Source organism: Planococcus donghaensis MPA1U2 (assembly GCF_000189395.1).
GTDB classification, from domain to species: Bacteria; Bacillota; Bacilli; order Bacillales_A; family Planococcaceae; genus Planococcus; species Planococcus donghaensis_B.
Genome location: NZ_AEPB01000022.1, coordinates 90399 through 116157 on the forward strand (window position 1 = coordinate 90399; position 25759 = coordinate 116157).

Here is a 25759-nt window from a genome sequence, read left to right on the forward strand (position 1 = left end):
TTTTGAAATTAGGTTGCCGAAAACTAAGCTTATTATTTATATACCTTGATTTATTTCAGATAAACTCCATAAAAACTGCACAAATGGCGAGAGAAGAAGCTTTAATGTTTTAGCTGAAATTAGAAACTTGTAAATATCTGAATAAATTTACTAATGTAAATTCTTAACACTGAAAAAATGTTATGATTATTTTAACCAAATCATGACAAGTCAGGAGATAGCAAATGGATGTTGCACCAATTATTGCTCAATTAAATAAAGAGAAGTCGATTGGGCATACGAATATGTACACGGCTTTAGCTGGCGGCACAAGGAGCAAGGTTTTTCTTCTTTATCAAGAAAAGGGCAATGCGTGCATCTTAAAGCTTAACGAGGCAAAAGTCACCAAAGAAGAAGCGGATTTTCTTTCTCTTTATCAGCCGATTTCTTTACTGCCAGATTTACTAGCCGTTGATTCTTTATATCAATTTATGGTGTATACATATATTCCAGGTTCAACCGCAAATCATCAAAGTAGCCTTCTTCCGACGTTGGTTTCGGAGCTGATAAACCACTATCAACCTGTATTAAATCAACACAACTGGGGCTGGAGAGATGCACCCGTAAGTTCTTGGGCGCAATTTTTGCGCGATGAAGTAAAAGCGGCAAACGCCATTTTAACTTCACATTTGGATAAACTAGGTGTAACGATTAAGGCACCATTCGTAGTAGAACACCAGAAACCCATTTTTCAAAACCAACCTTATTTAATTCATGGTGATTGCGGAGTACATAATTTTATCGTACGCGAAGAAAAGCTAGCGGGTGTCATCGATCCTACCCCAATTTTAGGATGGCCACATTATGATGTAATCTATGCATTTTTTTCGTCCCCTTCCGACTTAACTAAAAAGGCATGGGATTCTGCAATCGCTGGCCTAACAATTGAGCGGCCTGCTGATTCTGTTTTGTATGAAGAATTGCTGATTGGGTTGTACCAGCGGTTGGGCATTTGTCTTAAGCATCATCCTGAGGATTGGTCCATGTATATTCAAGCTTGGGAGTATTGGAATAAAATAGTTTCCAATCAGCAACTGAAATTAGAGTAATCAAGGAGAGTGGCAAATTGAAAGAAAAACTAATTTTCTCTTTATTGGTCGTCTTGACGACCGGATTAATGGGGTCTTCTTTTGTCGTAGCGAAAATAGGCTTGATCTACATATCGCCTTTGTTATTGGCGGGGATACGATTTACGATTGCTGGCAGTATTATGATTTTCTTTGTTTTGTTATTTAAAAGAAAACACCCTAAAAATGCTGCAACTTGGGGAAAAGTTATTTTAATCGGTGCTGTTCAAACCGCAGGCGTAATGGGAGCTATTTTCCTCAGTTTGCGGACCATCACTTCAGGAGAGTCCGCGATATTAACGTTTATGAATCCCTTATTGGTGGTGTTGATTGGGACGTTAGCAATGGGCATGCGTTACCGCATTGTTCAATGGTTCGGAGTTTTTGTTGGGTTTGCGGGTGTTTTTGTCACAATGGGAAGTCATTTGGATCTTCAAATTGGAACATTGCTCGGCTTTTTAAGTGCTATATTTTGGGCTGTTGGAACACTTCTTATCAAAAAATGGGGCGTCGCAATCGATATGTGGGTATTAACTGCGTATCAAATGTTATTTGGTGGTCTTATCTTATTGCTTGGCTCAGCCTTTTTAGAAAATGCCTATATAGTCATTAACACAACATCGGTCTCTATTTTATTGTGGCTATCCATTCCAGCTTCCATCATTCAATTCACGATTTGGTTTTACTTGTTGCAAAAAGGAGATTCTGGTAAAGTTAGCGCCTTTTTGTTTTTAGCTCCTTTTTTCGGTATCGTATCTGGCTGGCTCGTATTAGGAGAGCCGATTGGGATACCGTTATTAATCGGAGGCAGTTTGATTTTCTCAGGAATTTTCCTAGTTAACTGGCCAGAAAAACGAGTGCCAGTGAAAGTAACCGTATAGCTTAGTTTAACTAACAACAAAGAAATGGAGCATTCAATTTGATAGAACTAGCAGGAAGAAAGATGACTTTAACAAACGCAACAGAAGAATTGTTAGATGAGCTTTATTATTGGCGCTTTGAAGACCCACAACAAGATGCGAAAAAGTGGAACGGACCGTATATTCCAGAGGCGTGGTTGAGTAGAGATCAACACCGTAAAATGTGGTTAGAAGAAAAAGACATTTCGTTCGGCGTCCCGGCATCACTTGTTATTACGGCGGACGGCAAAGCGATTGGCTATGTTGGTGCTTATTGGGTGGATAAAAACACAAATTGGTTGGAGACGGGTGTTGTAATTTATGACACGGATTATTGGAGCGGTGGATACGGCTCTGAGGCTTACCGGATGTGGATCGACTTTTTGTTTGCCAACACCGATTTGCACCGACTCGGCATGTCGACTTGGTCAGGCAATGAACGAATGATGAGCGTTGCAAAACGGTTAGGGATGACTGAAGAAGCGCGTATTCGAAAAGCACGCATAGTCGATGGACAATTGTATGATGCGATTAAGATGGGCATCTTGCGTGAGGAATGGGAAGTGCAATAAACTTAAAAAGCGACAGCCAGCTGGCTGTCGCTTTTTAAGTTTATTCGTAATATGGGATTCGTAGCACCAAGCGGACGCTTTCCGCGGACGAAGTGCTGAGCCTCCTCGTCGCAAGCTCCTGCGGGGTCTCATCACTCCGTTCTTCCGCAGGAGTCGCCACTTGGTGCTACGAATCCTGGAGTGAGTGGATGAAAAGGATATTAGGTTACTTTTATTGTGCAGTGGACAAAGGAATCTCGTCTTATTAAAGATTTGTCTAGAATCTGAAAAGACAGTTGGCTGTTTCTTTTTTTAGATTTAAGAATTACATCAAATTATAAAATACGTTAAGACGGACACTAAAACCGATGTAATCGTCATTGCAGCGAGCGGCAAGAGAGCACGTTCTCGTAAATCCCGTAAGCTGACATTCAAACCCAGTCCAACCATTGCAGCTGTAAGTAACCAAGTGGTGGCCGTTGAGACAAAGTCACGTAAAGCTTCTGGGAACGGAACGACTGGACCCAATACATAACTGCCTAATACGCTAAGGAAGATAAACCCGAGAAGAAACCAAGGAAAGTCGACTTTTGCTGTAGTTTCTTCGTCTTTGTTTTTTCGTTTCATCATGAAAATAAAAATAAAACAAAGCGGAACGAGTAAAAAGACACGACCTAGTTTTCCAAGTAAAGCCATAGCGAGCCCATCTTCTCCAGCAGGAGCTCCGGCTAATGCCACATGAGCAATTTCATGTAAACTGATGCCAACCCACATGCCATATTCAATGTCATCCAGCGGTAAAAATGGGCGAATGATGGTATAAGATATAGCAAATATCGTCCCCATAAGCGCAATAATGCCGACACCAATCGCGGTGTCTTCATCTTTTGCTTTAATGATTGGCGCAATAGCTGCAATAGCGGCTGCCCCGCACACGCCAGTACCAACACCAAGAAGTAACGATATGGTTTGATCGGCTTTAAAGCGTTTAGCTAGCCAAACAGTCAGCAAAATCGCAAAAGCAATAACGCCAACATCTCGTACTAAAAGCCAAAGACCATCGCTCAATACAGTATTAATGTTTAGTTTTAATCCGTATAAAATGATAGCGACACGTAGTAACCGTTTTGTGGAAAACGTGATACCAGACCGAATCGCAGTAGGATACCCGAAAAGCTGTCGGTAAAAAACCGCGATAATAATGGCGCACGCCAGTTGGCCAATTTGGTCAAAACCTGGTACTTGTGCCAATAAAAAACCTAAAAAAGCGAGTAAAAACGTAAATAACACACCACCGAGCAAGGCAGCTTTAGGTGATGTTGGTTTATTAAGAAATGCAGACATCGTAAAACCTCCTGTAATAAGCTTAGAAAAGAATTGTGCATTAGTAAAATAAATATATAAAATAAGTATCATAAGTAAAGTTAGATGTGAGGAGGGCACAAGAAAGTGGATCAGCGATTAGAAGTGTTTATCAAAGTAGTTGAAAAGAAAAACTTCTCCAAAGCGGCAGAAGAGTTGCATATGACGCAGCCCGCTGTTAGCCAGTATATTCGATCTTTAGAAGAGTCGACCGGAGTAAAATTACTAGAGCGAACCAATAAGTATGTGCGTCTAAATAAAGCAGGCGAAATTGTCTTCCATCATGCACTCGAAATCAAGGAATTGTATGCAAAAATGAATCACTTACTCGATGATTTGACCAACAAAGCGAGCGGGTCTATTGCAATTGGTGCGAGTTATACATTTGGCGAATACTTATTGCCAGCCATCATCGCTGAAGCTAAAGAACAATATCCAGACATCAAACCAACGGTCACTATTGGCAACACCACGACAATTGCCGCATTGGTATTAAACCATCAACTAGATGTCGGAATTGTCGAAGGCCATTTTAAAGACGTCAAAGAACTAAAAACAGAGCCGTTTGCAAAAGATCGAATGGTCATCGTCGCCCCAGCAAATCACCCATTGGCAGTACGTAAAGAGGCTATTTCGATTAAGGAACTGGCAGACGAAACTTGGATATTAAGAGAGCTAGGATCGGGTACACGAGAAGCGGCAGAAGCAGTCTTTGAAAAATTTAGACTGTCACCTCAAGCCATTATGCACTTTAGCAGCACACAGCCAATAAAAGCCATGGTTGAAGCAGGAATCGGAATTAGCTTACTATCAGAATGGGCAATTCAAAAAGAATTGAAATACGGGGATATAAAAGTAGTAAACATTAAAGAAATGCCTTATACGCGAGATTTTTCGATTGTAACTCGGTCGCCGTTTCAAACAAAAGCATTGTCGGCATTTCTTAAGCTATTAAAAAATCATAAAGAAGTGACCGATTTTAAAGTTGAATGACTATTGCGGCTTGTTTAGTTCGCAAAGGTCTAAGGGAAATAGCGAACGTTTGGAAAGTGTGTTGAGACCTTTACGAACGTTTTTTTGTTATTTTTGATTTGTTTTTAAAGCGTTCGTAAAGCTGTACTTTTACGAACGGTTTTTCTTGGCAAGATAATAAAGGATTTCTGAATTAATGTAACAAGTTTTCTATGGTATTTAAGTTAATAAGAAAAAGCAGAATGTATAAAACTCTTTACATATATCTTCATTACATTATAATTAAAATGTAAAGAACTTTTGACATTAAAGGAGTGAGTACATTGTTATCTTGGTTAGTAATAATAGTACTATCTTTGTTGCTGTTTCTAATACTGGGAAAAGTAACTGGAAGTGAAGAACACGGATATAATACAAATGATGATGAGCGAAAAAAACATATTAAACATCAGGCAATTGTAAGCAGTTGGGTTATGCTCTTAATATTCTTCGTAATTAATTTCGTAAATGACTTTTTTAATCTAAGTGATGTGCGATTAAATAATGTATCGCTAATCTACCCGGAATTACTATACTTTCTTATTGCAGTTATTAGTTACCTCATTTTTTATGTAATGTACCGCAAAAGACTAGGTGGTTGAAGCGAATGAAAAATCAGATTCAGGAATTGCGTAAAATCCAGGGATTTTCTCAAGAAGAATTAGCCAAAAGATGTTCAGTAACAAGACAAACAATCAATGCGATAGAAAATAATAAGTATGATCCAACATTAGCATTGGCATTTAAACTGTCTAAAAATCTAAATGTAAAAGTTGACGAATTATTTATTTTCGAGGAGGAAAGCAAATGAGCATAGCAAATTGGAGGGGAATGAAAACTGAAAAGAAAGTGAGCTTAATCTGCTCTATCGTATTAATTGTTGCCATTGGGGGATTTGGTATTTATGAATGGTTAATGAAAGATTTAATAACAGCTTCGACAATTTTCTTTCTATTTTTAGGCATTGGTTTTTTCTTTCAATCTTTGACTTGGGGAGATTTAGAAGGGAAGCATGAAGGAGAAAAAGACGAATTAGAGAAACACATAACCTTAACCAGTTCTAAAGTTAGCTATTATCTGTTACTTGTATTGATGGTGGTGGTGCTGATTCTTACAGAAAGAGTAACTGCATTAAATGATATTCAAAACATCCCTCTTGTTATTGTAATTGGACTGGCATTCGTTACACTTCCTATTACGGAGTTTGTTGTTTCAAAAAAATTCCATTGAGTTTTTGTGGCAGAGCTTAGTTTACATATCATGAGTTATCGGAAACTGCAGAAATACGAAGGGAGAGAAGAGGCTAATCGAAGCTTAACTTTTCTCCCTTTCTATCTGTAAACTTATACTTTTTAAAAACTGCTTAAACGGCAATCCAGCCCTTAAAATTAATTCTACTTTAGATCTTTAACCTATTCCAATAATGAATTTAAATGGTAAAATTCATAAAAAAGAAGAGTCGGAAAATTCTTGATAATTATATGACATTTATAAAAAGGTGCTGGCTAAATGCATAACTATACTTTATTGGAGAGAGCCTTATTTTTCTCTTCATCCTTCAATTTCGAGAAATTGAAGGATGAAGTGGGTGGAAAGACTGTCTTGATAACCGGAGCGAGTTCAGGGATCGGAAAAGAGCTCGCCTATCTATTGGCGAACACTACTGCACATCTGATTCTGGTGGCCCGCAGAGAAGAAAGCATGAACGTCATGAAAGTGGAAATCGAAAAGGCTTCAGCCAGTGTAACGGTATTCCCTGTAGATTTGCGAAATGAAGAGGAATTAAAAGATTGCTGGCATTTCTTCATCAATTATCGGATGGATTGGATGTCGTCGTGAGCAATGCCGGGATCTCCATTAATCGTCCACTTGCCCAGTCGTTGGACCGGTACCACGACTTTACGCGTACCATGGCGCTTAATTATTTTGCTCCGGTAAAGTTATTGCTGTCGCTCATTCCGCTGCTTGCGAAAAAGAACGGACACATCATCAATGTTTCCACCATCAATGCTTTGCTGCTTCCTGTCCCTTACTGGGCTGCCTACCAGGCGTCGAAAACCGCTTTTGATACGTGGTTGCGCTCGGCAGAGCCGGAACTGAAAATCAAAAAAATTTGTGTAACCTCTATTTATCTGCCGCTGGTAAAAACACCGATGATCGAACCGACGATTGCTTACCGGACAGCTCCGGCCATGTCGCCTGTTCACGTGTCTGAAATAATTGGACACGCTTTATATTCGAAAAGAAAAGTATATAAGCCTTGGTGGCTAATTTTCGGACAATGGGCTTCTGTATCTTTCAGAACACCGTTGGCGTTTATCATTCCCAGATTAATCATGAAAAAGGAGCGTGAAAGAGGCAATGTTTAATTTGCTGAAAATATTGTCTCGGCTCAATTTTCTTTCACTGTCAAAGTTAGCCCGTCTGGGATTCGCAATTCATCAAAATGGCATCAATCTGATGCTTTTATTTACCTTAACGAAAAAAGCGGGCGACGAGAAAACCGCTTTGGTAGATAGCCGTGAAACACTTAGTTATCAGGAACTGCAGAAACGCTGTGAAAATCTCGCTCATTTTCTGAAAGACCGCTATGGGATTGGGAAAGGGCAGAAAGTGGCATTTTTATGTAAAAACCACGCGTCGTTAGTGCAGGGGATTTTTGCTGCTTCACGCCTGGGAGCAGATTTATATCTGCTAAATAGTTCAATGAGCCAATTACAGTTTAATCGGCTAGTAGAAGAGCATAACTTCGACTTTTTGGTTTATGACAATGAGTTCAATGGTTTGATTGAAATATCTCCTTATCGGAATCCAAAAATCGGAAGTTATCATGAAAAAAATGAAGCAATTAGCACTTTGCCAGATTTGTCTCTACATAGAAAACAAAAACTGACGCCCTCTTCCAGCGGAAAGATCGTGTTGTTGACCGGGGGGACCACCGGAAAGCCAAAACAAGTGATTCACCGGCCATCCCTCTTTAATTTCCTTGATCCTTTTGCTGCTTTACTAAACCGCCTGCAGCTACCAAAATACAGCACCGCCTATATTGCGACGCCAATCTACCATGGCTACGGCATCGCTGTGCTGTTATCATTTCTTGCTTTGGGAAAGAAAGTTGTCATACAGGAGAGCTTTGATGCGAAAGGAGCCTGCGCCCTCATTTGGCAGCATCAAGTAGAAGTGGTAACGGTGGTTCCGCTGATGATTCACAAAATGTTGAAGCACGATAAAGAAGCCCTCGGTTCCCTATCATGCATTGCATCTGGAGGTGCAAAACTCAATCCGATATTGGTGAAGGAAGTGAACCAGCTTCTGGGGGATGTCTTATACAACTTGTACGGAACTTCGGAAGCAGGTTTGAATATCATTGCTGTACCTGAAGATTTAAACTATCATGCCAACACGCTCGGCAAAGTGATCGCCGGAGGCCAATTGCAGGTGGTAGAGGTAGGAAAAGAAGTTGGACCAGGCAGCATCGGTCAATTTTGTATTCGGAATAAGTGGTCGATGAAGAACAGCCCAACCCGCTGGATTCAAACAGGCGATATCGGATACCGAGACGAGAACAGCTATTATTTCCTGTGTGGGCGAACAGACGACTTGATCATTTCAGCCGGTAACAATATCTATCCGCTTGAAATTGAAGTTGCACTGACCAATCATCCGAGTGTAGAAGACGTTGCTGTAATCGGAGTTGAGGATGTCTACGCTGGTCAAATTCTGAAAGCATTCGTCCAGTTGTATCAAGATGAAAAAATGACTGAAGAAGTACTTTTGAGCTGGTTACGCACACGTGTGGCAGAATTTCAAATCCCACGTGAAATCGCTTTTGTTGAGGAGCTGCCTTATTCACCCGTTGGAAAGCTAGACAGAAAACAAGTTCAAACATTTACAAGTAACGACGGCTAGGGAGTTTAAGAGTAGGATTTATAAAAATTAAATGTTACATACGAAATGCTGTTTCATAAAACTACAAACTTGGAATTTTAATTGATGAATTAACATATGACATCTTATCGGAAGTCTATAAAAGCAAATTGAAGAAGGTGCTGATCCTAAGCATCTTCTTTTTTCGTTCATGTAGGCGTACTTTTACGAACGCTTTAATAATCAGAAATGTGATTTTATTTTATTTATATAGTGGGAATTTTTGGTATAATTAAAGTGTATAGATGTTAAGGGGGGGGGGACAAGATGGGGACGATATTTTTATCCGGTGGTGGAGACAAAAAACATACGGAAAAGTTCGATCAAGAGTTTAGAGAACAAATTGGTGTATCGAAGCCATTACTATACATTCCGGTTGCAATGAAAGGACTTGCTTCATTCAATGATTGCTGTCAGTGGATTAAAAGCGTATTTAACCCGCTTGGCCTTCAAGAAATCGTAATGTGGTCCAATTTGAATCACAAATCGCTCAAAGACTTGCAACAGTTTTCTGCCATCTACATTGGTGGCGGGAACACATTTTCTTTATTAAATGACTTGTACAGCTCTAACTTTGATGAAGTATTAAAAGAATATATCAATAGCGGAGGAATCGTGTACGGGGGAAGTGCAGGCGCTATTATTTTAGGTTCGAATATTATGACATGTGCTCATCTTGACTCTAACGACGTGAATTTAAAGAATTACAATGGGCTAAACATGGTTTCTGATGTTGCAATTTGGTGCCACTATGAATTGCAAAATGATGAGCATATTAGAAATTACATAAAAGAATATAAGAAGCCGGTATTGGCCTTATCCGAAGAAACCGGAGCTTATTATAGAGACGGACATATAAAAATAACAGGAACAGAACCAGCACTTCTTTTTAGGGGAGAAAATAAAACATATCTATTGCCTGGTTCTAAACATCCAGTGTAAAGACTCTCAATTTGTTGCTGAGAATATGCTTTTAATCGAATGTAACATAAGTGGAATTAAGTGGCATTTAAAATTTAATTGTAAGAGTTAAAAAGAATAGAGGTGTAACTAATGAAAAAATGGACTGTAATTTGGATAGTGATTTTGGCCGCAATTTTAGAAAGAGTTGTCCATCATCTGTTTTTAACAGATAGCTTTATAATTCGTTTATTTACTGCACTTATATTCGTAGCAATAGGCATTGGAATTGGCTTGATCTCACAGAAAAAGAAGCATTATAAACAAGTTTGAAATAGGTTTAAAAAAGCTGCTGAAATCAGAGTTGAATGTAACTTATTATAAATTAAGTTACGTTCAGACATTCATTCCAAAAAAGATGGAGGTAAACAAATGACAGTCGGAATCGATTTTTATATTGCCAGTACACTAAAAGAAATACCTAAATCCGAAAAACATGTGAAGTTCGAGGAGGATCTGCAAGATTATCTGTTGAAAAGGGAGGAAGATCCAGCAAAAAAGTACGGTCTCCTTTTAAACCTGGATCAATATAGTGATCGAATGTTTTCAGCTAGAGAAGTAAATGAGCTGGTCATTATTTGCGAACATCTGCTAAATGAATACAGTGTCACCGAAAAGGAACCGTGGAAAGTGGACAAAAGAACAAAGAGAATCAACTGTTTTGTTGAAGAATTGAAAGTGCTTTGTTTGGCTGCACTGGACCAAAAGAAAAAAGTGATTGCAGTAGGAGACTAATGATATAAAGAATAGAAACCATTACCTTTATAAGACTAGGTTCTGTCAGACATTACTATTGATTTTACTTGTTTAGAATAGGCTATTTAGTTGAGTGAGTCGTATTTAAAGAAGGTAGGAAACGGTAGAAGAGACTTCCCGGGAGTAGGTAAAATATGTATAGAGAGATAAGCAATATCAAATTTGATTTTTTTATTGGTCAAAGGGTTACAGAGGTAAACACAGAAAAAAACGCGCCTTTAGGAATGACTTTTGAAAGAGCAACTTCAATAATCGGATGTCCTTGGAGATTAAGATTTGCCACTGAAATTTTAGTGGGGTATTCAGATTGTCTCTACGCTCCAGAAAGATTTTCGCATAAAGATGTAGAAAAGCTTCTACTAGGGAAAAAGATAAAGCATATCCTTCTGTATGAAGAAATAGCCGATCTAATTATAGAATTTGAAGGCAATATTTATCTTGAATTGTTTCATGAAAGTAATTACTTTGAAGGGTGGGAATTACAAGGAGACAATAGCTTTCATTTATATTCCTTGCCAGGGGGTTCTTATGCTTTGGATGAACCTTTGTAAAGGTTTTTTAGTTTTGCTAGAAATAACAGTATAGTTTCACAAAGCCAAAACTAAGAAATATCTCATGATTATCTACTCCAACCATGTACAATACTCTGTTTTAAAGTTTTGAACTTGTAGTCTCAAAGGGATATAGGTTTACATATACCGGATTATCGGAAGTCTTACATAAAGCAAAGGGAGGTGCTGGCTATTAGCATCTCCCTTTATTTTATAGAAATTTTCATAACCTGTGATATGTAGACTAGAACTGTATAGAGCGATAATACGGAATCTAAGAAAATGGTATGATTTATAATATGCAATAAGCCCGTTGTCAATTACGAAAGCCTTCGATAAATAAATACTAAGGAGTATTATCATGACGAAATTTAGCCCACCTGCAATTCACAACAATAATAATATATATAAAGTTGAAGATATTCTAGTATTACATGAGTTAAATAAAAGACCTACTTTTGTAAACGATCCTTTAGAAACCTTTTCTGGCCATACACACTCGATAGAGTCGTTTAAAGCAAGAGATATATTTCTTGATTTTGTTCAAGTGGTTTCAAATTTACAAGAAAATGAATTGATAAGAGAGAACCTACCTAGAGAAATACTAAAGCATTTAACAGTTGTAGAATTGAAAGTTATCCTTAAGGCAATATCTAAACCAGTTAAAGGCACGAAAGGTGTATTAATTAAAAGGATACAGACTCATGCAAGTGATGAAGATGTTCGTAATCATACAGATAAGAGTTGTTTTGTTCTTACCGAACTCGGTTTAGAGGTGCTGGAAAAGTATAAGAGTGTGCTTTGGATACATCAGAATAAAAGGGATATTTTTAGGTATCCATTTTATTACAAGAGTAAGTTTGATGAATATTATTTTATGAAACATTGGGATTTAGATCCACCCAATACACTAATTGATTATTATGAATCAGAAAATAGTGGAATAGTGGCACGTATTTATCAGATAGAAAACAATCCAGAAAAATCATTTCTTTATGGGCTAAGGAAATTAACAGAAGAAATTAATTTGCAATTAGAAAAATGTAAAGAAGTTGGGTGGTTTAACACAAGTGCAGGGTTAGGCGAATTTCTCTCCCTTCACGCAAGTCCGGAATTAGGCGAACCTCTGTCCTCCAAACCAATCTTCATGGGGTTGACTATTAGTGATGATAATTTTGAGGAGATTTTAAAATATATTTATGACTTTGCAATAAAAGACCCTTCATTAATATCCTTTAACAACTTCCATGAAATCATTATTGCTCTATTGACTAATCCTGGGGATGAACTATATAGAGAATTACTCGGTAACTTATATCAGAGTAATAGAAAAAAACTTGGTCACGAAGGCTATCAAGAAGATATAAATAACTATCACCAGAAAGGCTTTGATGATGAAGAAGGAGAACAGGAAGAGGAAGAAGAGAGCTTAATAGACATATTAGATTATTTTGGTATTGATGAAAATAGAAAGTTAGAAATGGTATTTGAGCTGATAGATATTCTTGATTTAGAAGTAATAAAGGAAATGAAAGTGAGAATTGACAATAGACTTCCGAATTAAATATTTTCTGAAACTAGAAGGGCAGAAGTTTTTATTTTCTTTGACCTTTTTGTTTTTTATGTACTTCATCTTTTATAGTAAATCTATTCTTTGGGCTTTTCCCAATGCACCTTTGTAAACTGTCAACCGGCGATGCAGCCCCCAAAAATTTGGGTATTGGGGGGATTTATAGAAGTTTTTAGCATTTTTTGTGGTGTCTCAAGGAGCTCCGTTCTGAGAAAGGCTGATTTGTGCATTGCAGCTAGTCGGTGTTACTTAAAGGACGATGAATAGACCACTAATGGGATTACATATTTCAGGATTGTCGAAAGTAAAGAAGCTCAAAACAGAGCTTCTTTTTTGTCTGTATAAGTGTACTTTTACGAACGGTTATTTTCTGATAAATTTTCTTTGAATATAATTTTAATATGATATTGTTGGTGATAAATGAAAAATAAAAGTTTTCAAGGCTGATGAAATGTACTAAAAGAGGAGGATTACCTTGTGGAGTGGAATTGGAATAAAACTAGCATCGATCTTCCGTATTCATATAAAAATCTTAAGACTCTTTTAGATGCAGTCTGCAAGAAAGAAAATCAATTTTCTCAAGTTGATTTTTGCATGTGGTGCGATAATTTAACAATGGCTTGGGAAGATGAAGATCTAGATGACCATGATGAACTGGCTCGTGTCATCGCAAGAGATATAGAGTGTCAATGGGATTTTCATTAGTACGGATTTTATTCCCATAAAAAACTGATGAAGATGGATTTGTCGAAATTAGAATTACCGCCTGATTGGTTTAAAGAATGGATAGCTGAGTTAGACGGAAAATAACCAATAAAGACTAGGGGTAGAATGTAACTTAAGTGCAATTAAGTTACATTCAAAGTGCTATCGAACCTCAGTTTTATTTATTTATAAATAGTTCTTTTGCATAACAAATTCTTGGTATAGAATCTGTACACGTATCTCCTAAAATTACTCTCACCTCATCTTGCGCACGCAAACTATCTCGATTTAGTTTAGTGTCTTGAAGATTTTGAATACTGGTTTCATCGCTAACATTAACCCATATTACTGTCTCATTTTCTTGTAGCTCTTGTGATAGTTCCAAAAGAATTTTATCTTGATTTATATCCGTTATAGTCCCAGACACCTCATGAATTGACTGTTCTAAAGTTTCAGTATTTTCTTCTTGTTCTTGGCATCCACTCATTAATAAAATTAATATAAAAACCCAAGTTTTTTTCAATATATCGTCTCTCCTTTTCTTTATAAAATAATAAATACCTCACTTTTTATTTAGACGAGAAAAACACTTTATAGTTACATTAATTGGAAAAGTGATAAATTCTCACTTAATAAAACTAATGTAACTTATTAGCAAGTAAGTTACATTTAATCTTCATTGTTTACAATCGATGTTCCAACTGGAAAATAGCTGGTCAGCTTTTCAATTGTCGAAAAACGAGGTTCGGTTGTATAGAGATTTAACCCATCCCCGTCATGCCAAATTTCGATAACTGTCGATGCACCATTCATATCAAAGTGAGGCCATATCGAGGTCTTCTCAAGTCCAAACCAGCTCTTTCCTATCACGGATTTATACACGATATTATCCGAGAAAGAAAAGGCGTAGAAGTTATTACAAGTTGCTATCCAAAAAGTTTCTTGTAAAACAAAAGTCAGTGAAGAAGGTTTTTCGATTGTGAGTTTAAAAACAGGAAAACGTTTGTTTTTCAAACCCTCAAATTTTAAAGAGTATTAAATGTTTTTGCCTTGGAAAAGGCCTTCCAAATCATCTCCCATTCCAGTAAACGGTTCAAATGTAAGATAGATTGGAAACAGGAATTTTGTACAAATGAACTCAACGAGTAGTTCACCTTTTGAATCAGGATCAGTAATAGATTCAAAAGGAGCCATATGAAACTTCTCAACGGTTTGAACATCTTCACACAAAAGTATTTCTCCATCCGACCCAATAGTTTTAGGAATGATAAAAACCTTATCCATAAGTTTCGCCTCCTTTACATTGAAGAATATCTCTTGTTCTTAGTATTACACTTTTATCTAGAATTTGCAGTTTACATAACGATGGTTGAATGCAACTTATGTGTAATTAAGTTACATTCAGATTGACTATTAAAGGGGGGAGAGGCAAATGAAGTTCAGTGTATTAGAAAGAGCATTAGAAAATAATAACGTGGAAAAAGTAGAACTATTATTGGGTGAAATGTCCGCTGATCAACATCAGGAAGCAACCAAAATACTGATAAAGCACCTCACCCAAACTGAAGACAAGAATTTAAGAAATTTGCTTGCTATTGCCTTACGAGATATTGGAAATGAAGAAGCAGTTTCTCCTTTGATTAACTTGCTTAACGATTCCAGGACACTCGGAAGTAGGGGGACTTTGTTGTACGCATTAGAACTTTTTGATTGTACGGCGCATTTAGAGATACTCATCCATCAGTTTTTAACTGGAAATTATGAAGTACAAGCAGGTGCTTATCAACTTATAGAATCCATGAACAGAAACGTATCTGGCGATGTATTATTGAAATCCCTGCAAAAGGTAAAAGAGCGACTGGACGAGATTGAAAGACAGCAAGAATTACATAGCGATATATTAGATTTTCTGTTTGATTTGAATGTAACTTAATACTAAGTAAATTACATTCAAACTTCGAATGTCACTGGATTTATTCGATAACTAAACAGAGAAAGTGTAGAAAGGGGGGTGTAAGAATAATCATGTGGCTAGAAACCGTGTATACTTTTCTTTACTATTTTAGCTTGATGTATTTACCATGGCTATTGTTGATGATATCAGTTTACTTATTTGTTGTTGGTGTTGCTTTTGAGTCGTTACGTAGAATGATTATTGGATTTTTGGTGTTTCTGCCCAATTTGATTGCTCTCCTGTTCTTGGATATCGAACCTCTCTTGTACATGACTCTACTTCTTCCTTTTTTTCAAGTGGTCCTTGCCATTAGGTACTATCGCCAAGAGAAGGTTAGAACGAAGGCATAGGAAGACTTGGAGTTTTACTAATAGGAAATTTGCGTGCAAGTTTACATATCAAGAGTTATTGGAAGAGAAGGAGCTCTAGCATGAGTTTCTTCTTTTTCTTATGTCTGGGAGGGGTCTTTTTACGAACGGTTACTTTAGCTTGTGTTCTTACTATGGAATTTAATGTTAATATCTATGTATAAGAATTTCAGAAAATATAATTAAATTTAAGGAGTAGCTGAATAATGACTTTGGTACCTAACACTGCTGCAATAGAAGCGTCAGAACTAAAAATAATTCTAAATGAGATAAAGGTCGGAGAAAAGTACTGGGAGAAAAAGAATGAGCTTTTACTTCTAGAATCAATGCTTAAACATATCGGGTCCGCAGATAGTAAATTGCGAGATACCCTAATCTATGGAACTTTTTGCAAGTTGACGCTGGACAAACAGTTGGATCAAAAGTTGTTAATCGAAATGTTGGATGTATGTTTGAGTGACACAATGCTATTTAAAGGCATAGGTGAAATCGAAACCGATACTGTATTCACTAGATCTTTCACCACATTATTAATAACGCTTATTTTATATAGAAACAATGAAGAAGATTTTCTCTCTTCTCATACGATCTTAGTAATAAAGGATAAACTGATAGCTTATCTCAACCTTGAAAATGATTTACGCGGATTTGTTGCAGGCAAAGGATGGGCCCACAGTATTGCTCATGTTGCGGATGCATTTGATGAATTAGTTAAGAACGAGAACATCACCTCAGACTTCTACTTAGAGATACTTCATTCACTCTGGGATAAGGTATTTGTTTCTGAGGCTTTTTATATCCATGATGAAGATGAAAGACTGTTAGTCCCAATCCTGGAAATGCTGAATAGGGGCTTGGATAATGATGCAATTGAAGACTTGCTGCAGCATGTCCATCTTAAACTAGAAAAACAGAAAAGCCAGATCGATGAAGAGAACTATTGGATTCTATATGCCAACTGCAAAAAATTCCTAAAAAGCTTCTACTTACAGGCAGACAATCACACTAACCTGGCGTCTCTGCAGCCCAGTATTAAGAATACTATCTTGTCTATGTAAAGTGAATAAAATAAAGGTAAGAATAAATAAAATGTTAAAATAAGTATATAAGTTAGTTGACAAAAGTAAGGGAATGAAAATAATACTGAACTCACCAAGATAGTAGACTTGAGAGGGAGTGTGAATATGGAGAAGAAAAAGACAAACAGTTCTTACCTTTATTTAATAATCGGTGCCATTGGTATGCTCTTACTAGTATTTGGCCTTCTAGAATATATATCGTTTGTTGGAAGTACAACTACACCTAGTTTCTTATTAACTTTTGCTGGTTTTCTAATACTAGTCCATTATATTTACTATTTAGAAAAGAAGAGTGGCATTAGTAATAAAGTAATCTGGATTAAATCTGGTCTGCTAGCTCTCTCACTACTTATTTTCACCTACACCTTTTATTAGAAAGTGGATGTAACTAATGTACAGTTAAGTTACTTTCGAAAATGACTTTATAAGGGGGCAAAGGAATGAAAAAGATTTCTTTATTGTTTATTCTTTTACTTGGCTTAGCTGGTTGTAGTAATGGCGAAATTTATGAATTTTCAGGGACTACCGATAATTGGGAAGTTTTTTATATGGTCGATGTTACTAACGAAGATGAACAAGAAGCAACTGGAACTCTTAAGTACGTGGGAAATGGACCAATGCCAGAAACAGTAAATTATAAAATTGGAACCACATTAACCAAAATGGGGCAAACAGGAACACCGTTAACTGACGGAAAAGCCAAAATTGCTAGTGGCTGTGAAGGTTGCGGAACTTTTCAAAAAGATGATGAGCTTGAAATGGAAATTATGTGGGATGGACAGACAGAAAAATTAATACTGACGGATATAAAATAGTTGATATCAGGGTATTTTTAAAGTTTGCTGTCTTTTTATGAACGTAACTTAATGTGAATTAAGTTACATTAGAAACCCTTATTCTAAAGAAATTTAAAGAGTAGCATCATGGAGAAAGTATTTCTAAAATACTTTCTAAAATAAGAAAGGTAGGAGGAGGTAAACATAGATACGAAAACAGCGAAGTGGAAAGAACTGATGCTAAACGGTAGTATAATTCTGTTTGGCAAAATCGACCTTTTAGAAAAAAATATTAAAAAAATAGAATCTGAAGGATTTGAGGTAGTTCGGTTTGATTGTAGAGAATGGGATGAAGAGTTTTTCCATAAAGAAGTTGCGAGAAAATTGAATTTTCCAGCTTACTACGGTGAAAACCTAAATGCGTTTAGTGATTGTCTATCTGATTTGCCAATAAACAATACGGGTCTTTTGTTGGTTTTCACTCATTACCAGTCCTTCCTTGCGAAACATCCTGATTTGGCGATTGATGTATTAGAAATTATCCAGATAAATTCTTGGAAATTCTTACTTGAAGGAAAAGCATTATTGAGTTTTATTCAATCAACTGATCCGGAAATATCGCTCCCTGCGATAGGTGAAATGGTTCCCGAGTGGAATGGAGAAGAATGGTTTGATAAAGATAGAGGGATATAAATCAAATAAATAGTAGAAAATGAATAATCGGAGGCAAGGGGTTCTTCTCACATATGGTAAGTTTAAGAAGATATTTTTGACTGGGCTATTAGTTTACATATCGCAGCTTTTCGGAGTCTATAAAAGCAAACTGGAGAAGGTGCTGATCCTAAGCATCTTCTTTTTTTCATTCATGTAAGTGTACTTTTAGGAACACTTTCAAAGTTGCAATTAATGATTAATGAGGATTGTTTGGGAAATACCAGTTTACTTCCATTTAACTGAAAAGAAAGATACTATTAGAAGTAAGATGATATTAAATAAAGGAGGCCATTTATGAAAACACTTAAAATAGTACCGATTATGTTTTTGTTTTTAATGATAGCCGCTTGCAGTGATTCAGAAGAATCGGTTGATGGGGAGTTTATGTTTGGAAATATGTACGGCGATTCACTCGAATCCAACAAAAGCTACTACATTGTTCTTCCATTTGAATGGACAGGTGAGAGACCCGTTGTAATTACTTCTGTTGAATTAGTTAAAGAAAACGAAGAACCTGTGACCTTTGGAGAAGATGGTATCGAATATGAATTTTATGGTGCCGACCCTTTAAAACAAACGGGTTTATATTCGGGAAATCGTAATATTGGGGAAATCGTAAATATTAATGGATTTGAACTCCAAGGAGAAAGTAGGATCGTAGCAGAAGTTCGACTTGGCGAGGTAGTAGAGGATGAGAACAGAGCTGCGAAAATTAATTTCACAGTAAATGATGAGGAGTACCAAGAAATAGTCGACTGGGATACTTTCAAAGTACTCACTACAAATAATGGTTAACTTTATTAACAGAGAAAAAATGTTTTCAACTGCTGTAGTAACTCGCTTTTGAGTTATCATACACATCATTGACTGAACAGGTTATTAAATTGAATGGTTAATACTCCGTTAAATTTAAAACATCAAAAAGAATCAAAATGTTTTTCATAAATACAAAATACGATTGAGTACATCTTATTATTAATAGATATATTTAAAGCAAAATACTAAATTCATAATTAGTTTACATATCAAAACTTATCGGAAGAGAACTAGCTCAAACATGAGTTTGTACTTTTATTACTGAAGAAGTTCGTTTACAAATATATTTGTTAATTGTCTTAATTGCTCATTTAAGAATTGATATTTACTAGCTTGTTACAGTTGTGATAATATTATGGAAATTATAAAAACAGAAAGCCTTGAAGAGAAAAGTACCTAAGAAACGATGATTTAAAGAGAGCTCCAACTTGCTGAAAAGGAGTAATCATCGTCTTAGGGAAATAAAGTCTCCGAGCTTCTTGCCAAGCTAATTTTGTCATTAGGGATAGCAAGACGGATTCCTCCGTTACCAGGATAGGGTATGATTGTACCCGATGAGATTGGCTACAGCGATGCACCAATAAACTAAGGTGGTACCACGAAATGATAACTTTCGTCCTTAAGATTAAATTCTTAAGGGTGAAGGTTTTTTATTTTGGTCGAATGCAGGTTTGTTTAAAGTCGAAAATAGAAATGAGGAGAATGAACATGAATTCAATCTTATTGAATGTACCATCTGAATTAAAAACAGAACGATTACTTTTAAGAGCTCCTTCTTATACTGGAGATGCAGAAGCAGTAAATAGAGCAGTTGAAGATTCAATTCAAGAACTGAGACAATGGTTACCTTTTGCACGAGAGGTTCCTACTTTGGAAGAGACTGAAATAAGTCTCCGCGAAGCACACATCAAGTTTCTTGAAAGAGAGAATTTCCGTTTTTTGATCTTTCAGAAGGATGCTCAAGCGTTCATCGGAACGGTAAGTTTGCAAAGCGTTGACTGGGAAGTTCAAAAATGTGAGATTGGCTACTGGATCAATACGAAGTTTGGCGGCAATGGTTATATAACGGAAGCAGTAAAAGCAGTGACGGCATATGGAATTAATGAACTCGGTTTTCGTCGACTTGAAATTAGGTGCGAATCCACCAATCTACCAAGTCGAGCGATACCAGAAAAATTGGGGTTCAACTTAGAGGGGATTCTCGTGAATGAAGATTTATCAGCAGACGGAAAAACTCTGACGGACACTTGTATATATGCGATCACCCAAAAGATTAATAGAAGAATTTGAAAAACTTTTTTTTAATGAATTGGTTTACGCATCATCAATTATCGAAAGACAAGAAATCCGAGTAGGATTTTCTTGTCTTTTTAGTTGGCAAAATGTTTTCTAGCAATCGGATTATAGCTGTAATTATATAGCATGAATCAAAATGAAAATTTTTCACTAGCCAAGGATGTCATGTATTCAATAGAACTTCCTTCATTTTTCTCCAGATACCACTTCACGAGGTAGTAACCAATGGAATAACCGCCCCAGTAAGGTAGGTTTTCTTTCTTGCTTCCGAACATGTAGACATCGGTTCTTTCACCTAGTTCATTGCGACGTGACTTGTACATACTTTCCCATAAATTTTCGGCTTGTTTTTCGGTTAGTGCATCTTTATAAGGACCAAGATAGGCCTCACCTAATCTGATTTTCACAAAATATTCTGCTAAACCTTCTAAAATCAATCGGTCCATTAGTGTTTGGTTCTGTTCGGTAATCGCTAAGGCGTGTGTTCGCCAATGATGATGATATTCATGGTTAATGACTGACCTTAAGGTTGACCGAACTTGAGCGTCAGGAAGAACTGCGAAAAACAACTTGCCACTCCAGTCAGTGAATGCTGAAACGCCTCCAAGCTTTTCTCTGACAAATTGATCCTGTTCATCGAGAATGAACAACTCAAATTCTATCGTTTTTGAAACTGGAAATTCTTTTTGAAGAAGCATTAGTTCGTCTCTTATAAATTCTTCATAAGCAAGATTGCGCAGCTTATTTAATTGTGTTTCAAGCATTTCTATATCATTTTCTAAATTGAATATACCAAAGAACGATATCAATTCTAATTCTTCTCTTGAAAGATTAAATATTTCTAGGAATAAATCTATTCTATTGGTCTCTGGATGTAAGATTATTGCTTCAAGAAAATTCTCCATATGTTCAAGGCGAGGAATTACTTCAATTAATTTATTTTTCCCACTAATTTTCAACCACTCCTCAAGAAAACAATTTAGTTACTTATTAGTTTACTATAAATGTAAATTAGTAGACATGGAGATTTTTGTACCAAAGATTTGCAAAAGCTAGGGAGCCTCCTGCGCTTTTTCCGACTACTGCTAGTTTATATGCTATTTATGTGGTTAATTTTAGTTTAGATTCCATATGTCCACATATCGAAAGCTATACGAATTGCAAACGAGAGATGAGGCTGCGAGCAACAAGTCTTCACTTCTTTTTATTCGTCAAACTTTTATAAACGCTTTAATCTACATAGCATTATAACCATAAAAATTTTTTTAGTATTTACGCATAAATAAACTTGGTATAGTTAAACTAATTGTTAAAAGTGGTGGCGAGAATAACTACGGAGACAAGGAGGGGTAAAAAATAAGTGAGTGTACTAGAAAAAATAGTTTTCAAAGGATGTGTTGAAAAATGGCGATTAATAATTTGGGGGTAGACAATAATGGAACTAATATTCACTTTATAGATAGTAAATTTGAGGCTAATCAAGATTTACCTTTTATTATAGTCCCCGGACTTTCAGAAACTGCAGAGGATTATATACCTCTTTTGAAAGCATTGGCACCTCGACGTTGCATTGCTATAACGCTGCGCGGAAGAGGTAGTAGTGATGCTCCTTTGAATGGATATACATTGGAAGACCACATTAGCGATATTGACGCAGTTATTAAACATCTTGGGTTAAATGAAATTATTCTTATGGGTTTTTCCAGAGGAGTTTCCTATACACTTGCTTACGCTCTGGCCCATTTAGATTCAATTAAAGGTTTGGTATTGGGGGATTATCCTGCTTTACACTCCAAGCTTCCTCCTAAATGGGCTGACTTTTTTTCAGCGCTTCCTCCTTGGCGTGGAAGAGCATTGTCTGAAAGAATGAAAACACATGCGATAGATGGACTGCAAAAAGATTCTAAGTACGTTGAGTTCTGGGATGAATTAAATGCTATTAAGTGCCCTGTTCTTATTATCCGCGGAGAAAAACAAGGATCTGCTTTATCCATAGCTGATGGCGAAATGTATTTAGAAAAAGTTCCACAAGCAAATTTAGTGGTGTTTGAAGAATCTGATCATAATATTTTTGAACCCAACTTGGACCGCTTTATTGATAGAGTTGAACTATTCTTTAATTCAATTAAATCTTAACCCATTTGATTTAAATAACTTCTAAGAGAAAATGCAATTAAATTTACATACCATCCGTAATTTGAAGTTGCTCTATCTCCAAAATATGCACCACACGTACTGAATATTATTGACTTAGTAAACTAATTCGATTAATCTATATAAAATTTAATTATTAGTAACATGTAAGTTTGAGGACCAGTAAATAAACAATACTTTCTAAGAGAGGATATCGATTGCTGCGAGATATCTAACGGTTGTTTATTGAACCTACCTTTTATAAACTGTATTGAAAAATACAGCGGTTTATCCCGTTATCCATTTAGAGAGTAAAGCTTTGCTTTAAATAAGGGTGGTACCACCTCTACGGTTCCCTTTGTTTATAGCCGGGCTTTTTGTTTTTTTTAAAGCTATTCATTAGAAATGGAGGATGACTATGAAAAGGATTCAGCTAGTGAAGCATCGAGAGGAATATTATGAAGAAATATTTAGGCTTTCTTCTGCACTTCCCGTGAAACAAGCATTGGGCTTACCAGACGGTACAGTTGAAGATACGAAATGCTTTATCCAACGAGTAATGGAAGAAGAGAGGGAGGGGAAGACTGTTCCTCGGGTGATTCTAAATGAAGAAAGTAAATTGATAGGTCTAACCGATTTAATGTTCATCAATCAACAAAAAAAATCTTGTCACATTGGCACTTGGATTGGCTACGAATATTGGGGTCAAGGATACAATGAAGCTTCCAAAATCGCTATCTTACAGATCGCTTTTGAAGAACTCGGACTGCACCATGTCTTTGCCGGTGCAAGAGTAGTAAACATTCGTTCACAAAAAGCACAAGAAAAACTGCCATTTATCCGCTTAAATGTAGAAGCAGAATTTCCGGAGGAACATAAAGCGTTGGAGAAAAAGGAAAAGCAACCTTGTGTTTTAAATGTTTTTTGTACAGAAGATTTTTCAAATTACCTAAACAGTAATGATAAGATTACGATTCTCAGTTAATGTGTATAAAGTATAGATGCTCTTTTTCTTAGTGTTCAAAATGTAGACGTGAATATTGAGTCATATTACATATGACCAGTTATCGAAAGATGAGCAGTGGAAGAGTAAAGCTTCTTTCTTTTCATTTGTCTATGTAATTGCCTTCTTATTACGAAAGGTTATTTCTATAAAAATCGGATTATTATTATCAAGTTATACATGGTATTATTGGTAAAAATAGTGAAAATTAAAATAGCAGGTGATAACTCGGTGATTGGAATAAGTATAGCGACGAAGTGGGAATATGAGGCATCATTAAAATATTTTAGTATAAAAGATAGTGAACGTTTCGCTTACCCATACGGCGAGTATTTCATCAGAACAATTGAGGATGCCGAACTTATTTTTTACAGTACTGGTGTGAGAAAAGTAAATGGCGTGGGTGGAAATCAATACATGATTGCTAAATTTAATTTAACGAAAGTAATCGTTGCTGGAACTTGTGCAGGAATAGATGGGAAGTTCAGCAATTTAGATGTTTTTGTACCTGAGAGAGCTGTTCAATATGATTGCACAGTAAAAGAAATTGAACCCTTCATTAAACAATCCTTCATAGTCGACATCAATCTATCCAAATATGAAAATGATTTTTATACGGGTACAATTGGGACTGCAGATAAAGCTGTAGTTATGTGGAATGATTATATAGAACTTAAAGAAAACGATATAACAGTAGCTGATACAGAGTCAGGTGCAATTGCGTATATCTGTAAGAAGAATGATATCGAATGCATTATTATTAAAGGGATATCTGACTTTCCAACAGATGAAAGAAACTCTGACAAATTCAAATCGAACATTGAACAAATGAATGTGTATTTAGAAAACACTCCAAAAGTTATGAACAAAATTTATGATGAATATTTAAAAAGATTTATTTAAATAAATGTACAGTAAGAATTTTGAATTATACTAGTGTACATATTCAGGATTATCAGAAGAGAAAAAGCTATCTGTTGCTTTTTCTTTTTTTATTTTTAAGAAAGTGTCCTTTTATTAAACAGTTTAATAGTTTAAATGAATATATCCGAATTTATTTACCTCATTTTTATTAGGCTCTTTCTAATGGATATATATGTTAAAGTGAAATATGGGCAGTAATTTAGACTAAGGGTATGAACATTTATCTAATATCAAAAGTGAGGGTATTATGAAAATAAACATTCAGCCAACAAAAACTCAACTTCAGAAGTGGATTGAAATATATGTGCCAGAGAAAGACTTATTCTTCATCCAAGAAGAGGACTTGCCTTTATTTGATGAAGAGCTAGGACACGCCTTACTTATACCGAGAGATGAGTTTTTCAATCATGCATCCTATAAGCAAATCCAGCTTGCAAATAGCTATGAATACTGGAACTTGTCCAAGGAAGTTTATTCTGTGATTGTCGCAACTGAGAACTGGATCACAGAATTACCTCCATCAAAAAAAGAAAGACTGTTGCAGATTCAGCTAAAAGTAAATCGAGGGCTCATTTTTCCGTTATCTTATTTTTCAGAGCTGCCTCTCTTCCTGAAAGAAAATGTAGTAATCGAAAAAGAGGAAAAGTTGATAGTTATGACTGCCGACCTCTGGAAAAGAATGTCGATGCCTGCAAGGGATCAATTATTGAGGAAGTATGCACAACAATGGGGTGAATGGGCGAGCGAGGAAACGCCAGAACATCTTCCATTGGTAGTCAAAAAATATGCGAATACCTTTCCAACCGAAGGGGGCAGTAACTGTTTGGCTGCAACTCTCTTTGCCATTTCACGGCAAGAATGGATGATCCATGAATGGGTACACCCTCAAACATTTAAAGAAATGTTAGGCAGAACACACCGGCTTATCCAAACTGAAGAATGGATTGAAGGGGATGTGGTGATATGGCAAACCGCTGAAGGTCAGATTCAGCATGCATCATATCATATAGGAAATGAGCTTTTCTTCAACAAGAACGGACAAACCTTTTTTAACCCCTGGAAAATCACCCGTTTCGATGAACTTCAAGCAGAGTGGAGAGAATATTCCTTGAAAACATATCGCCTGCAGTGAATTAAACCAATTTTACTAAATCATATGTATCGTTTTAATGAATGTAACAAAAGTGCAGTTAAGTTATATTCAAAGATAGAAATATGAAGAAAATACTAGAACTTATACGCTTTGATTTATGCTGGAAAGTCATGAAAAGATGATATGCTAATAAAAAGGAAATTTA

The 25759-nt window shown here is 36.2% G+C and carries 28 protein-coding genes, 1 pseudogene and 2 other annotated features; of the genes and pseudogenes, 24 read left to right on the plus strand and 5 right to left on the minus strand.

Features of this window, described 5'->3' with window-relative positions; translation table 11 throughout:
- Positions 1–224 precede the first annotated feature (224 nt).
- The 3 genes from GPDM_RS06405 (at position 225) to GPDM_RS06415 (ending at position 2577) form a co-directional block, all read left to right on the plus strand.
- Positions 225–1088 (plus strand): aminoglycoside phosphotransferase family protein, encoded by an 864-nt coding sequence (locus GPDM_RS06405; RefSeq protein ID WP_008430056.1) that lies wholly within the window; start codon positions 225–227, stop codon positions 1086–1088.
- Positions 1089–1105: 17 nt separating this feature from the next.
- Positions 1106–1987: a DMT family transporter gene (locus tag GPDM_RS06410; protein ID WP_008430057.1), complete on the plus strand. Its 882-nt coding sequence runs from the start codon at positions 1106–1108 to the stop codon at positions 1985–1987.
- A gap of 62 nt (positions 1988–2049) precedes the next feature.
- Positions 2050–2577, plus strand: coding sequence for a GNAT family N-acetyltransferase (locus GPDM_RS06415; protein ID WP_008430058.1), 528 nt, complete (start codon positions 2050–2052; stop codon positions 2575–2577).
- A 309-nt stretch (positions 2578–2886) separates the two neighbouring features.
- On the opposite strand, the gene GPDM_RS06420 is transcribed toward GPDM_RS06415, so the two are convergent.
- A complete protein-coding gene (locus tag GPDM_RS06420) occupies positions 2887–3900 on the minus strand; it encodes a YeiH family protein (protein ID WP_008430059.1) in 1014 nt (337 codons plus the stop codon).
- 105 nt (positions 3901–4005) lie between these two features.
- On the opposite strand from GPDM_RS06420, the gene GPDM_RS06425 reads away from it, so the two are divergent.
- The 11 genes and pseudogenes from GPDM_RS06425 to GPDM_RS06480 all read left to right on the plus strand — a co-directional run bounded on the left by GPDM_RS06425 (position 4006) and on the right by GPDM_RS06480 (position 13398).
- Complete coding sequence (locus tag GPDM_RS06425) at positions 4006–4911, plus strand: selenium metabolism-associated LysR family transcriptional regulator (protein ID WP_008430060.1); 906 nt, start codon at positions 4006–4008, stop codon at positions 4909–4911.
- A gap of 625 nt (positions 4912–5536) precedes the next feature.
- Complete coding sequence (locus GPDM_RS06435) at positions 5537–5740, plus strand: helix-turn-helix transcriptional regulator (RefSeq protein WP_008430062.1); 204 nt, start codon at positions 5537–5539, stop codon at positions 5738–5740.
- Positions 5737–6159, plus strand: a complete 423-nt coding sequence (locus GPDM_RS06440) for a hypothetical protein (RefSeq protein WP_008430063.1) — start codon at positions 5737–5739, stop codon at positions 6157–6159. The genes GPDM_RS06435 and GPDM_RS06440 overlap by 4 nt, the downstream gene beginning before the upstream one ends.
- A 279-nt stretch (positions 6160–6438) precedes the next feature.
- Positions 6439–7298 (plus strand): annotated as a pseudogene (locus GPDM_RS06445) (SDR family NAD(P)-dependent oxidoreductase).
- On the plus strand, positions 7279–8838 hold the full coding sequence (locus GPDM_RS06450; RefSeq protein ID WP_237704141.1) for an AMP-binding protein: 1560 nt from the start codon (positions 7279–7281) through the stop codon (positions 8836–8838). Before GPDM_RS06445 ends, GPDM_RS06450 begins: the two are co-directional and overlap by 20 nt.
- 285 nt (positions 8839–9123) lie before the next feature.
- Positions 9124–9798: a Type 1 glutamine amidotransferase-like domain-containing protein gene (locus GPDM_RS06455; RefSeq protein ID WP_008430065.1), complete on the plus strand. Its 675-nt coding sequence runs from the start codon at positions 9124–9126 to the stop codon at positions 9796–9798.
- 111 nt (positions 9799–9909) lie between these two features.
- Complete coding sequence (locus tag GPDM_RS06460) at positions 9910–10089, plus strand: hypothetical protein (RefSeq protein WP_008430067.1); 180 nt, start codon at positions 9910–9912, stop codon at positions 10087–10089.
- 99 nt (positions 10090–10188) lie between these two features.
- Positions 10189–10551 (plus strand): hypothetical protein, encoded by a 363-nt coding sequence (locus GPDM_RS06465; protein ID WP_008430069.1) that lies wholly within the window; start codon positions 10189–10191, stop codon positions 10549–10551.
- Between the two features lie 155 nt (positions 10552–10706).
- On the plus strand, positions 10707–11123 hold the full coding sequence (locus tag GPDM_RS06470) for a hypothetical protein (protein WP_008430070.1): 417 nt from the start codon (positions 10707–10709) through the stop codon (positions 11121–11123).
- 361 nt (positions 11124–11484) lie between these two features.
- The gene (locus GPDM_RS06475; protein WP_008430072.1) at positions 11485–12687 is read left to right on the plus strand and encodes an SAP domain-containing protein; all 1203 of its coding nucleotides are present in this window, start codon (positions 11485–11487) and stop codon (positions 12685–12687) included.
- 483 nt (positions 12688–13170) lie between these two features.
- Complete coding sequence (locus GPDM_RS06480; RefSeq protein ID WP_008430073.1) at positions 13171–13398, plus strand: hypothetical protein; 228 nt, start codon at positions 13171–13173, stop codon at positions 13396–13398.
- A 178-nt stretch (positions 13399–13576) separates the two neighbouring features.
- On the opposite strand, the gene GPDM_RS06485 is transcribed toward GPDM_RS06480, so the two are convergent.
- The 3 genes from GPDM_RS06485 to GPDM_RS16875 all read right to left on the minus strand — a co-directional run bounded on the left by GPDM_RS06485 (position 13577) and on the right by GPDM_RS16875 (position 14682).
- Positions 13577–13921 (minus strand): hypothetical protein, encoded by a 345-nt coding sequence (locus GPDM_RS06485; protein ID WP_008430074.1) that lies wholly within the window; start codon positions 13919–13921, stop codon positions 13577–13579.
- A gap of 146 nt (positions 13922–14067) precedes the next feature.
- A complete protein-coding gene (locus GPDM_RS16870; protein WP_008430075.1) occupies positions 14068–14412 on the minus strand; it encodes a hypothetical protein in 345 nt (114 codons plus the stop codon).
- Positions 14413–14433: 21 nt separating this feature from the next.
- Positions 14434–14682, minus strand: coding sequence for a hypothetical protein (locus GPDM_RS16875; RefSeq protein WP_008430076.1), 249 nt, complete (start codon positions 14680–14682; stop codon positions 14434–14436).
- A 148-nt stretch (positions 14683–14830) separates the two neighbouring features.
- Between GPDM_RS16875 and GPDM_RS06500 the strand changes: the two genes are divergently transcribed.
- From GPDM_RS06500 to GPDM_RS06535, 6 genes are all read left to right on the plus strand, one after another.
- The gene (locus GPDM_RS06500; RefSeq protein ID WP_008430077.1) at positions 14831–15331 is read left to right on the plus strand and encodes a HEAT repeat domain-containing protein; all 501 of its coding nucleotides are present in this window, start codon (positions 14831–14833) and stop codon (positions 15329–15331) included.
- 595 nt (positions 15332–15926) lie between these two features.
- Positions 15927–16778 carry a DUF2785 domain-containing protein gene (locus tag GPDM_RS06510; RefSeq protein WP_008430080.1) on the plus strand — a complete coding sequence of 284 codons (852 nt, stop codon included), beginning with the start codon at positions 15927–15929 and terminating at the stop codon, positions 16776–16778.
- A 461-nt stretch (positions 16779–17239) separates the two neighbouring features.
- Positions 17240–17614, plus strand: coding sequence for a hypothetical protein (locus GPDM_RS06520; RefSeq protein ID WP_008430082.1), 375 nt, complete (start codon positions 17240–17242; stop codon positions 17612–17614).
- A 198-nt stretch (positions 17615–17812) separates the two neighbouring features.
- Complete coding sequence (locus GPDM_RS16315; RefSeq protein ID WP_008430083.1) at positions 17813–18268, plus strand: barstar family protein; 456 nt, start codon at positions 17813–17815, stop codon at positions 18266–18268.
- Positions 18269–18583: 315 nt separating this feature from the next.
- Positions 18584–19084 (plus strand): hypothetical protein, encoded by a 501-nt coding sequence (locus GPDM_RS06530; protein ID WP_008430084.1) that lies wholly within the window; start codon positions 18584–18586, stop codon positions 19082–19084.
- Positions 19085–19476: 392 nt separating this feature from the next.
- Positions 19477–19729: a binding site (T-box leader), on the plus strand.
- 84 nt (positions 19730–19813) lie between these two features.
- On the plus strand, positions 19814–20395 hold the full coding sequence (locus GPDM_RS06535; RefSeq protein WP_039863025.1) for a GNAT family N-acetyltransferase: 582 nt from the start codon (positions 19814–19816) through the stop codon (positions 20393–20395).
- Positions 20396–20532: 137 nt separating this feature from the next.
- Here GPDM_RS06535 and GPDM_RS06540 read toward each other — a convergent pair whose 3' ends face one another.
- Positions 20533–21360, minus strand: coding sequence for a DUF2268 domain-containing putative Zn-dependent protease (locus tag GPDM_RS06540; RefSeq protein WP_008430087.1), 828 nt, complete (start codon positions 21358–21360; stop codon positions 20533–20535).
- A 445-nt stretch (positions 21361–21805) separates the two neighbouring features.
- Between GPDM_RS06540 and GPDM_RS06545 the strand changes: the two genes are divergently transcribed.
- From GPDM_RS06545 to GPDM_RS06560, 4 genes are all read left to right on the plus strand, one after another.
- Positions 21806–22537, plus strand: coding sequence for an alpha/beta fold hydrolase (locus GPDM_RS06545; RefSeq protein WP_008430088.1), 732 nt, complete (start codon positions 21806–21808; stop codon positions 22535–22537).
- A gap of 159 nt (positions 22538–22696) precedes the next feature.
- Positions 22697–22895, plus strand: a binding site (T-box leader).
- A 57-nt stretch (positions 22896–22952) separates the two neighbouring features.
- The gene (locus tag GPDM_RS06550) at positions 22953–23519 is read left to right on the plus strand and encodes a GNAT family N-acetyltransferase (protein WP_008430089.1); all 567 of its coding nucleotides are present in this window, start codon (positions 22953–22955) and stop codon (positions 23517–23519) included.
- Between the two features lie 249 nt (positions 23520–23768).
- On the plus strand, positions 23769–24440 hold the full coding sequence (locus GPDM_RS06555; protein WP_008430090.1) for a 5'-methylthioadenosine/S-adenosylhomocysteine nucleosidase family protein: 672 nt from the start codon (positions 23769–23771) through the stop codon (positions 24438–24440).
- A gap of 268 nt (positions 24441–24708) precedes the next feature.
- Positions 24709–25593, plus strand: coding sequence for a hypothetical protein (locus GPDM_RS06560; RefSeq protein WP_008430092.1), 885 nt, complete (start codon positions 24709–24711; stop codon positions 25591–25593).
- Positions 25594–25759: the final 166 nt, after the last annotated feature.

Coding starts and splice junctions, on each gene's coding strand:
- GPDM_RS06460 (WP_008430067.1), top strand. CDS start 9,910: ATGAAAAAATGGACTGTAATTTGGATAGTGATTTTGGCCGCAATTTTA.
- GPDM_RS06500 (WP_008430077.1), top strand. CDS start 14,831: ATGAAGTTCAGTGTATTAGAAAGAGCATTAGAAAATAATAACGTGGAA.
- GPDM_RS06475 (WP_008430072.1), top strand. CDS start 11,485: ATGACGAAATTTAGCCCACCTGCAATTCACAACAATAATAATATATAT.
- GPDM_RS06470 (WP_008430070.1), top strand. CDS start 10,707: ATGTATAGAGAGATAAGCAATATCAAATTTGATTTTTTTATTGGTCAA.
- GPDM_RS06535 (WP_039863025.1), top strand. CDS start 19,814: ATGAATTCAATCTTATTGAATGTACCATCTGAATTAAAAACAGAACGA.
- GPDM_RS16875 (WP_008430076.1), bottom strand. CDS start 14,682: ATGGATAAGGTTTTTATCATTCCTAAAACTATTGGGTCGGATGGAGAA.
- GPDM_RS06530 (WP_008430084.1), top strand. CDS start 18,584: ATGAAAACACTTAAAATAGTACCGATTATGTTTTTGTTTTTAATGATA.
- GPDM_RS06465 (WP_008430069.1), top strand. CDS start 10,189: ATGACAGTCGGAATCGATTTTTATATTGCCAGTACACTAAAAGAAATA.
- GPDM_RS06415 (WP_008430058.1), top strand. CDS start 2,050: ATGACTTTAACAAACGCAACAGAAGAATTGTTAGATGAGCTTTATTAT.
- GPDM_RS16315 (WP_008430083.1), top strand. CDS start 17,813: ATGCTAAACGGTAGTATAATTCTGTTTGGCAAAATCGACCTTTTAGAA.
- GPDM_RS06455 (WP_008430065.1), top strand. CDS start 9,124: ATGGGGACGATATTTTTATCCGGTGGTGGAGACAAAAAACATACGGAA.
- GPDM_RS06435 (WP_008430062.1), top strand. CDS start 5,537: ATGAAAAATCAGATTCAGGAATTGCGTAAAATCCAGGGATTTTCTCAA.
- GPDM_RS06560 (WP_008430092.1), top strand. CDS start 24,709: ATGAAAATAAACATTCAGCCAACAAAAACTCAACTTCAGAAGTGGATT.
- GPDM_RS06520 (WP_008430082.1), top strand. CDS start 17,240: ATGAAAAAGATTTCTTTATTGTTTATTCTTTTACTTGGCTTAGCTGGT.
- GPDM_RS06420 (WP_008430059.1), bottom strand. CDS start 3,900: ATGTCTGCATTTCTTAATAAACCAACATCACCTAAAGCTGCCTTGCTC.
- GPDM_RS06510 (WP_008430080.1), top strand. CDS start 15,927: ATGACTTTGGTACCTAACACTGCTGCAATAGAAGCGTCAGAACTAAAA.
- GPDM_RS06550 (WP_008430089.1), top strand. CDS start 22,953: ATGAAAAGGATTCAGCTAGTGAAGCATCGAGAGGAATATTATGAAGAA.
- GPDM_RS06545 (WP_008430088.1), top strand. CDS start 21,806: ATGGCGATTAATAATTTGGGGGTAGACAATAATGGAACTAATATTCAC.
- GPDM_RS06405 (WP_008430056.1), top strand. CDS start 225: ATGGATGTTGCACCAATTATTGCTCAATTAAATAAAGAGAAGTCGATT.
- GPDM_RS06440 (WP_008430063.1), top strand. CDS start 5,737: ATGAGCATAGCAAATTGGAGGGGAATGAAAACTGAAAAGAAAGTGAGC.